Below are 8945 nucleotides of genomic sequence, written 5' to 3' on the forward strand. Positions count from 1 at the left end.
CCCCGACCACCACTCCCGCGGCCCCCGCGAGCACCCCGGCGGCGACCCAGAGCACCTCCACCGCCTCCCCGTCGCCGAGCCCCAGCGAGAGCTCCCCGGGCGGTGCCGAGCTCTGCGTCGACGAGAACGGCGACAGCACCGCCGAGCTCAGCGCCGACCTGAAGAGCGGTCTGTCCGGTCTGCCCGACACGATCGTCGCCGGAAGCGGCTGGGTGCCGTTCTCCTTCAACGTCACCAACCACGGCGACACCCGGATCAAGGACATCAAGCCGCTGATCGGCGTCGCCGCCGTCGGCTGGGAGGACGCGAAGGACTACTCGGGCCAGATCAAGGTCCAGGTCCTGGACAAGTCCTCCGGCACCTGGAAGACGATCGCTGACGCCGCAGGCGAGGGCGGGACGTTCACCGCGTTCTCGCTGGACGCGGGCAAATCGGTCTCGTACCAGCTGCGCCTCAGCGTCTCCGGCAAGGTGCCGGACTCCCTCGGTCTGACCGGCGGTCTCGCCGAGTACGCGGACGACCAGGGCTGCTGGGTCGCCGACGACCCGAACGGCTGGGTCTACTTCTTCGACATCCTGGCCGCCGGCTCCGACGCCGGTAAGCCCGGCGACGCCAAGCCGCAGACGGGTGGCCGCAAGCCGCTGAAGGACGTCAGTGACGTGTCCGCCACCGGCAGCCTCGCCGAGACCGGCTCCAGCTCCGCGCTGCCCGTGATCGGCCTGGTCGGCGGTGTCGCGGTCGTCCTCGGCGCCGGCTCCGTCGTCGTCGCCCGGCGCCGCAGGGCCGGGTCGGACGCGTAACTCTCACCGGAACAACGACTCACCGCAACAACGACTCACCGCAACAAAGACTCACCGCAAGAAAAGTGAAGGACCCGCGCTCGGAGGGGAGCGCGGGTCCTTTTCTGTCCGACGCCGGAGCCGTACGGCGTGGCCCTACGGCTTCGGCGGCACCGCCGGCATCCCCAGGAACGGCAGCCTCAGCGCGCCGAACGCCTCCGCGGGGACCGCAGGACTCTTCGGCTCGACCGGCTGGAGCCGCTCGTACGCCGCTCCCTGCGCCGGACGCGGGTCCGCCTCGCCCTTGTTGGGCCAGTACGACATCGCCCGCTCGGCCTGCGCGGTGATGGTGAGGGACGGGTTCACGCCCAGGTTGGCGGAGACCGCGGCGCCGTCCACGACCGAGATGCCGGGGTGGCCGTACAGGCGGTGGTAGGGGTCGATGACACCGGTCTCGCGGGAGGAGCCGATGGGGCAGCCGCCGAGGAAGTGGGCGGTGAGGGGGGTGCCCATGAGCTCGCCGACGTTGGAGCCGGCGAAGCCGTTGATGTCGGCGGCGATCGCGGACGCGGCCTCGGAAGCCGCCTTGATCTGCTTGGGGTTGGGAGCGCCGTGGCCCTGCCGTGCGGTGAGCAGCCCCTTGCCGACGCCGTCCGGCTTCAGGTACGTCGTCAGGGAGTTGTCCAGCGACTGCATCACCAGGCCGATGATGGTCCGCTCCGACCAGCGGCGGTTGGAGAGGGAGCGCAGGACCAGCAGCGGGTGGCGGGCGGCACTCCTGAGCCAGGCCAGCACCCTGGAGGAGCCTTCCGCGTACGGCACTTGGAGGATCGACAGGCCGCCCATCGAGTTGGAGCCCTTGCCGTAGCGGACCGGCTCGATGTGGGTGTTCTCGTCCGGGTGGACGGACGAGGTGATGGCCACGCCACGGGTGAAGTCGACCCGCGGCGTGCCGGTGGCCTTGCGGTAGCGCCGGTTGTCGGTCTGCGCGCCGACCAGGGCCTCGGAGTTGGTGCGGGTCAGCTCCCCCAGCCTGTCCGAGATGTACGGCAGTTGCCCGCCGGCCTTCATCCGGTGCAGCAGGGTCTGGGTGCCGTAGGTGCCGGCGGCGATGACGACCTGGCGGGCCCGGAAGGTACGGCCCTCGGCGCTGCGGTCGTCGGTCGGCAGGGTGGCGACCGCGTACCCGCCCTGCGAGTCGTCCGTGACCGACACGACCGTCGTCATGGGGTGCACGACCGCGCCCGCCTTCTCGGCGAGGTGGAGGTAGTTCTCGTTGAGGGTGTTCTTCGCGCCGTGCCGGCAGCCGGTCATGCACTCGCCGCACTCGATGCAGGCGTTGCGGGCCGGGCCCGCGCCGCCGAAGTAGGGGTCGTCGACCTGCTGTCCGGGGGCCGCCCTCACCTTGCCCTCGGCGTCCTCGCCGTCGCCGAAGAACACGCCGACCGGCGCCAGGTGGAAGGTGTCGCCGAAGCCCATCCGCTCCGCCGCCGCCTTCAGATGGACGTCGGAGGGGGTCATCGTCGGGTTGAGCCGCACGCCGAGCATGCGCCGGGCCTGGTCGTAGTACGGCTTCAGCTCCTCCTGCCAGTCGGTGATGTCCCGCCACTGCGGGTCCTCGAAGAACGGCTTCGGCGGGACGTAGAGGGTGTTGGCGTAGTTCAGGGAACCGCCGCCGACACCCGCGCCCGCGAGGACCATGACGTTGCCGAGCAGGTGGATGCGCTGGATGCCGTACATGCCGAGCTTCGGCGCCCAGAGGTAGTTCTTCAGGTCCCAGGAGTTCCTGGGCAGGGTCTCGCGGGTGAAGCGGCGGCCGGCTTCCAGGACACCTACGCGGTAGCCCTTCTCGGTGAGGCGCAGGGCGGTGACGCTGCCGCCGAAGCCGGAGCCGACGACGATGACGTCGTAGTCGTGGGTGTCCTGGGGCACGTGCTCTCCTCGTTGAGAACCGAAGCGTTCCTACTTGAAGCGCAGAGCCTTCATCAGCCGCAGGCTCCGGCTCATGAACTGCGCGTACTGCTCGTCGTCCATCCCCAGCGAGGGAGCCATCGGCAGCAGCCTCTGCTGGGCGACCGTCTGGGCCTCGGTGTACTTGAGGATGCCCTCGGAGCCGTGGCGCCGGCCCAGCCCGGAGTCCTTCATGCCGCCCATCGGGGACTGGACGCTGCCGTAGGCGGGGGCGTAGCCCTCGTTGACGTTGACCGTGCCGGTGCGCAGCCGGGCGGCGACCTGGCGGCCGCGGGCGCCGTTCTTCGTCCAGACCGAGGAATTGAGGCCGTACGGCGTGGAGTTGGCGTGCTCGACGGCCTCGTCGTCGGTCGTGAAGCGGTAGACGGAGACGACCGGACCGAAGGTCTCCTCCGTGCACACCGCCATCGGCTCGGTCACGCCGTCGAGGATCGTCGGCTCGAAGAAGTACGGGCCGATGTCCGGGCGTGCGACACCGCCGGCCACGACCTTCGCGCCCTTCGCCACGGCCTCCTCGACGTGCCGGGTGACCGTCTCGAGCTGCCGCTCCCCCACCAGCGAGCCCATGTCGGCTCCGTAGGCGAGGGACGTGCCGAGCCGCATGGCCTTGGTGCGGGCGGCGAAGCGCTCCAGGAAGGCGCCGGCGATCGACTCGTGGACGTACAACCGCTCGATGGAGATGCACAGTTGGCCGGCGGAGGAGAAGCAGGCGCGGACCGCGCCCGCGGCCGCCTTCTCGATGTCGGCGTCCTCGAGGACCAGCATGGCGTTCTTGCCGCCGAGTTCGAGGGAGACGCCGACCAGCCGGGCGGCGGCGCCCTGGGCGACCTCGCGGCCGGTGCGGGTGGAGCCGGTGAAGGAGACGTAGTCGGCGTGCCGGACGACCTCTGGGCCGACGACCGGGCCCTCGCCGATCACGACCTGGAAGACGTCGGCGGGCAACCCCGCCTCGATGAGCAGGTCACGGGCCCACAGGGCGGTGAGGCAGGTCTCGGTGTCCGGCTTCATGACGACGGCGTTGCCCGCGACGAAGGCCGGCAGCGCGTCGCCGACGGAGAGTTCGAGAGGGTAGTTCCAGGGGGCGATCTGGCCGACGACCCCGCGCGGGTGGCGCAGCTCCGTGACCTTGGTGAGGGTCGGCACGGCGCCCGTGTGCCGCTTCGGCTTCAGATACGCGGGTGCCTTGCGGCCGTAGTGGCGGGCGGCGACGGCGACGGCCTGCACCTCCTCGTGGGCGTGCAGCCGGGCCTTGCCGGTCTCCAGCTGGATCAGGTCCAGGACCTCCGCCTGACGCTCCAGGACCAGGTCGTGGAAGCGCAGCAGGACGGCCGCGCGCTGCCGTACCGGCGTCTCGGCCCATACGGCCTGGGCCTTGCGGGCCGCCTGGAAGGCCTTCTCCACGTCCTCGGGCGTGGACTCCGGCAGGTCGGCCAGCTTCTCGCCGGTGAACGGCGTGTGGTTGGCGGTGCGTCCGGAGCCGACCACGCCCTTGGTGAGCTGGGCGACCAGCTCCGGGGTGACCACGTCGGAGGCGGTACGGGCGCCCTCGGGCGCGGGGGCGAGGGGGTTCGTGCCGGCCTTGGCCGGGGCTTGCGCGTCCGTCATGAGCCGCAGGGTATTCCGGTACCGAAACTTTGGGTACCCGTCGGTAACGCGGCTTCACCGAGTGCACACACACCGCCAGTGGTCACTGGCAGGGTTTGCGCTGATCAGGGCGTTGGGCGGGCACGGCGGGTGGTGGTGCGGTCTTCCCGGATCAGCAGGCGGTCCCGCGCGCCCTTGAAGACGGCGGTGCCCTGCTTCTCGTCCGGGGTGCCCTTGGGCATCCACACCTGGAGCTGGTACATCCTGTCGTCGGCGGTTCGGACGACGAGCTGGAGCACCCGGACCCGTTTCCCGTCGTTCATGTAGGTGACGTCGGACTGAGCGGCCTCGTCGCCGTGGAAGGTCGTGGCGGTGTACTGGCCCCCGGTCCGCTGGTGCCCCTCCATGCCGGTCACGGTCTTCTTCGCCTCGTCCATCGGGGCCGCCAGGGCCTTCGGCCACTCGATGAAGTAGACGGCGATGACCTCCTCGGCGCCATCGTTGTAGACGCTCCACCGCGCCTCGTCGCCGCCCTGGTCCGTCCAGTAGAGCTTCCGGTACCCCTTGGGCAGATAGAGCACGGCGTCCGTCGCCACGTCCCGGTGCGCGGTCCAGGCCGCCGCACTGGGCGTCGCGCGGGCCGGTGTCTCGGTGAGGGTGGCGGTCTGCTCGGAGACGCCCGCGTCCTCGCCGGATCCGGCGAAGTACGAGGTGCCGAACCAGGTACCGCCGACGAGGAGCGCGGCGACCGCGGCGAGCGGGACGGGACGGACACGGAGGGCCCGCTTCGGGGCGTGCGGGAGGTTTGCGGTGTCCGGCTCTCCCGCGCCGCCGGACGCGCTCACCGTCCCGGGCGGCGGCCCGGCGGACGGCTCGGCATCCGCGTCCGGACCCGGGTGCGACCCCCGCTCCGGCCCCGGCTTCGGGGGCTTCGCCTCCAGCCGTACGGTCCCCACGTCGTGCCCGAACTCCTCCAGGTCCTCAGCGTCCTGAGCCTCCGTCATCCGTTCCTCGACCCGCGGCACCGGCCACCCCTCCGCCACCGCCTCCAGCACCGCCCCGATCTCCTCCGGGCCCGGCCGCTGCCCGGAGTCCTTCACCAGGAGCCGGGCGATCAACGGGCCCAGCGGGCCGGCCCGGCGCGGCTCGGGCGGATCGGCGGTGATGACGGCGGCCAGCGTCGACTCCACCGCCGTACGCCTGAAGGGGGACGCGCCCTCGACGGCCGCGTACAGCAGCACGCCCAGGGACCACAGGTCGGAGGACGGCCCGGCGCCACGCCCCGACATGCGCTCCGGCGCGACGAACTCCAGTGAGCCGACGAACTCCCCGCTGACGGTGAGGGATTCCTCGCCCTGGACATGGGCGATACCGAAGTCGGTGAGGACGACCCGGCCCCGGGGACCGAGCAGGACGTTCGCGGGCTTCACGTCCCGGTGGACGATCCCGACGGAGTGCGCGGCACGCAGCGCGCCGAGGACGGCGAGGCCGATCCGGGCGGCCTCGACGGCGTCGACCGGGCCGCGCCGGAGCACCTCGTGCAGGGACTCCCCGCGCACCAACTCCATGACGATCCAGGGCAGTCCGTCCTCGTCGACCACGACGTCGAGAATGGAGACGGCGGACGGATGGTCGACGCGGGCGGCGGCGCGGGCCTCGCGGTAGAGGCGGTGGGCGGCCCGCTGGTGCTGCTCGTCCTCCGGGTCGCCGGGCAGCCGCGGCTGCTTCACGGCGACGTCCCGGTCCACGAGTTCGTCGTGCGCCTCCCACACGGTACCCATGCCGCCGGAGCCGATGCGCCGGGTCAGCCGGTAGCGCCCGCCAAGTACCCGGCCCCCGCGCGTCTGTTCGCCGCCTGCACTCATGCCCCATGAGTACCGTGCGCGGCGGCGACTTGTCGACGCGGGTCCGGGTCACGGTGTCCAGGGCGCGAAGACGAGGGCCTCGCCACGGCGTCGTACCTCCGCGATCCCCGAGCCGCCGAAGTGCGCCGGGATCACCAACTCGCCCTGATCCGCCGCTCGTTCGAGCACCCGGCGACGACTGGCGGCGGCGCCCTCGGGGTCCAGGCAGAGGCGGCTGCTGCACTCGGGGTGCGGGATCTGGACGGGGTTGTGCAGCAGGTCACCGACGAACGCGGCCCGTTCACCGCGGGAGGTGACCCGCAGGACGGACGAGCCCGGGGTGTGGCCGGGCGCGGACTCCAGGGTCAGATGTTCGTCGACGCGGTACTCACCGTCCCAGAGCACGGCCTGCCCGGCCTGGTGGACCGGCGCGATGCTGTCCTCGTACATCAGCCGGTCGTCGGGGCGCACCGGTCCGCCGTACGCGCCCTCGGGCCCGAAGTGGCGGTCGTCGGCGGCGGGAAGCAGGTAGGTGGCGTTGGGGAAGGTGGGCGTCCACGTGCCGTCCACGTCATGGGTGTTCCAACCGACGTGGTCGCCGTGGATGTGGGTGTTGACGACGAGGTCGACGTCCTCGGGCCGCACCCCGGCCTGCTCCAGGCGCTTCGGCAGTCCGACACCGTGCCGCTGGTGGAAGAGCGGGTTGCTCGGCCGCTCCCGGCCGTGCCCGATCCCCGTGTCCACCAGCACGGTCCGTCCGCCGCTGCGCAGCACCCAGGTCTGCACCGCCGCCACGGCCCGGTCGCTCTCGGGCTCCCAGTGGTCCGGGACCAGCACCTCCCGGTTCTCCCGCCACACCTCGGGCCCCACGCCGGGGATCAGCTCCCGGACCGGCGCGAAGGGCGCCTCCCACTCGACGACCCGGACGACCTCGACGTCCCCGATCATGAAACGCTGTGCGCTGTCTTCACTCATGTCCTCGACGGTAGGCGGCCTGAATGAGCATTCCAATGCCTGACCAACTCTGACGAATACGCGTACGACTCACTCACGATCCGATCGGCATACACTCGATCCATGGACGTGGTGAGCGACGCGATCTCCGCCGTGCGGATCGGGCAGCCCTCCTCGAACCGGCTGCGGGTGGGCGGCAGCTGGTGCACGCGCCTCGCGCCGTACGAGGGAGCGGGGTTCCATGTGGTCCTCGCGGGCGGTTGCTGGCTGCGGCCCGACGGAGACGGCGAGCCGGTGACCCTGGGCACCGGGGACGTCGTCCTGCTGCCGCGCGGGGCCGGGCATGTGCTGGCGGACTCCCCGGGGGACACGGCGGGGGCGGTGCCCTTCGAGGAGATGCGGACGCCGCCGCACGGGCCGGACGGACGTGAGGTGGAGCTGCTGTGCGGGAAGTACCGCCTGGACCACAGCCGGGTGCACCCTCTGCTGGCGGAGCTGCCCGACGTCGTGCATCTGCCCAACCGGGTCGGCGCGCACCCCGAACTCCGTTCCGCCGTCGACCTGTTGGCCCGTGAGCTGGACGAGCGGCGCCCGGGAGCCTGTCTCGCCCTGCCGAGCCTGCTCGACCTGCTGCTGGTCTACATGGTCCGGGCGTGGATGACCGAGGCCTCGACGGGGGTGTGGCCGGCGGTGCTGAGCGACCCGGTCACCACCGCGGCCCTGCGCGCCCTGCACTCCGATCCGGCGGCCCCCTGGACCAACGACCGGCTGGCGGCGGAGGCGGGCGTGTCCCGGGCGACGCTGGCCCGCCGCTTCACGGCGCTCGTGGGGCGTCCTCCGATGGCGTACCTGACCTGGTGGCGGCTGACCCTGGCGGCGACCCGGCTGCGGGACACCGACGCCCCCCTGGCGGCGGTGGCGCGGGAGAGCGGGTACGGCACGCCGTACGCCCTCTCGCACGCCTTCAGCCGGGAGTTCGGCGTGACCCCGGGGCGGTTCCGGGCCGCCCGGTCCTAGGGCCTGTCCGGCAGACGGGAATGGTCGGACAGGCCCTGGGGACGGCGGGTCAGCCCCCGGGCCGTGCCACGAACGTGTCCACCGCCACGTCGAAGTACTCCTTGGCCTCCCGCACCTTGCCGACCGGCGCCGACACCCAGACGTCGTACATCCGCCCGCCCTCGTCCCAGCACAGGTCGTAGGTGTGCCGGGCGCCCTCCGCCGTGCTGAAGCCGTTCCAGGTGAACTGCCAGAGGGCGGCGGGGTGTCCGTCGTGCTCGGTCGACGTGACCTGCCCGTCGTGGTAACCGGGGTTGGTGTCGGGCCCCTTGGCCGCCGAGCGCTTCATCACCGCGAGCGGACCGTCCGCATCCGGGTCGGCGACCTTGATGCCGAGACGGAAGGTCTCCCCCGGCGACAGGTAGAAGACCCGCTCCCCCTGCGGCGAACGCGTGAAGCCCTCCGGCACGGCGAGCGAGAAGCCGCCCGGATCGTCGGCGACGCGGTAGCCGGAGGGGGCGGAGGGACGGGTCGCGGCGGAACTGGGGCTGGAACGGGCCGTGGGACTGGAACTTGAACTTGAACTGGGACTGCGACTCGCGCCGGCGCCGCTCGACCTACTCGGTGATGGCGAGGGCGAGGCGCTCACCGACGTCCTCGGCCCCGAACCGGTGGGTGTACGTCCCGCTTCGTCGTCCCGGTTCATCAGCAGCGCGGCCGCCGACACCCCCGCCCCCGCCATCGCGGCGACCAGCAGCGCGGCCACCAGCACGCCCCGGGTGGAACGCCGGGTCTCCACCGTGGGCGGCGACGGGGG

At 72.1% G+C, this 8945-nt stretch carries 6 protein-coding genes and 1 pseudogene; 2 read left to right on the plus strand and 5 right to left on the minus strand.

Going from position 1 to position 8945, the window contains the following annotated elements:
• On the plus strand, positions 1 to 800 hold an 800-nt coding region (locus GRC12_RS38145), incomplete at its 5' end, for an LPXTG cell wall anchor domain-containing protein (protein WP_208784866.1).
• A gap of 135 nt (positions 801 to 935) precedes the next feature.
• On the opposite strand, the gene GRC12_RS38150 is transcribed toward GRC12_RS38145, so the two are convergent.
• The 4 genes from GRC12_RS38150 to GRC12_RS38165 all read right to left on the minus strand — a co-directional run bounded on the left by GRC12_RS38150 (position 936) and on the right by GRC12_RS38165 (position 7153).
• A complete protein-coding gene (locus tag GRC12_RS38150; RefSeq protein WP_208784867.1) occupies positions 936 to 2711 on the minus strand; it encodes a GMC family oxidoreductase N-terminal domain-containing protein in 1776 nt (591 codons plus the stop codon).
• A gap of 30 nt (positions 2712 to 2741) precedes the next feature.
• Positions 2742 to 4355, minus strand: coding sequence for a succinic semialdehyde dehydrogenase (locus GRC12_RS38155; protein ID WP_208784868.1), 1614 nt, complete (start codon positions 4353 to 4355; stop codon positions 2742 to 2744).
• A 104-nt stretch (positions 4356 to 4459) separates the two neighbouring features.
• Positions 4460 to 6199 carry a serine/threonine-protein kinase gene (locus GRC12_RS38160; protein ID WP_208784869.1) on the minus strand — a complete coding sequence of 580 codons (1740 nt, stop codon included), beginning with the start codon at positions 6197 to 6199 and terminating at the stop codon, positions 4460 to 4462.
• A 48-nt stretch (positions 6200 to 6247) separates the two neighbouring features.
• Positions 6248 to 7153 (minus strand): MBL fold metallo-hydrolase, encoded by a 906-nt coding sequence (locus tag GRC12_RS38165; RefSeq protein WP_208784870.1) that lies wholly within the window; start codon positions 7151 to 7153, stop codon positions 6248 to 6250.
• A 102-nt stretch (positions 7154 to 7255) separates the two neighbouring features.
• On the opposite strand from GRC12_RS38165, the gene GRC12_RS38170 reads away from it, so the two are divergent.
• Positions 7256 to 8149: an AraC family transcriptional regulator gene (locus GRC12_RS38170; protein ID WP_208784871.1), complete on the plus strand. Its 894-nt coding sequence runs from the start codon at positions 7256 to 7258 to the stop codon at positions 8147 to 8149.
• Positions 8150 to 8198: 49 nt separating this feature from the next.
• On the opposite strand, the pseudogene GRC12_RS38175 reads toward GRC12_RS38170, so the two are convergent.
• A pseudogene (locus GRC12_RS38175) lies at positions 8199 to 8945 on the minus strand (serine/threonine protein kinase); the annotation flags it as partial.

Source organism: Streptomyces griseorubiginosus (assembly GCF_017614965.1).
Classification (GTDB): Bacteria; Actinomycetota; Actinomycetes; order Streptomycetales; family Streptomycetaceae; genus Streptomyces; species Streptomyces griseorubiginosus_B.

Excerpts from the sequence above, each read along its gene's own strand:
- GRC12_RS38160 (WP_208784869.1), bottom strand. The coding sequence starts at position 6,199 with ATGAGTGCAGGCGGCGAACAGACGCGCGGGGGCCGGGTACTTGGCGGG.
- GRC12_RS38165 (WP_208784870.1), bottom strand. The coding sequence starts at position 7,153 with ATGAGTGAAGACAGCGCACAGCGTTTCATGATCGGGGACGTCGAGGTC.
- GRC12_RS38155 (WP_208784868.1), bottom strand. The coding sequence starts at position 4,355 with ATGACGGACGCGCAAGCCCCGGCCAAGGCCGGCACGAACCCCCTCGCC.
- GRC12_RS38170 (WP_208784871.1), top strand. The coding sequence starts at position 7,256 with ATGGACGTGGTGAGCGACGCGATCTCCGCCGTGCGGATCGGGCAGCCC.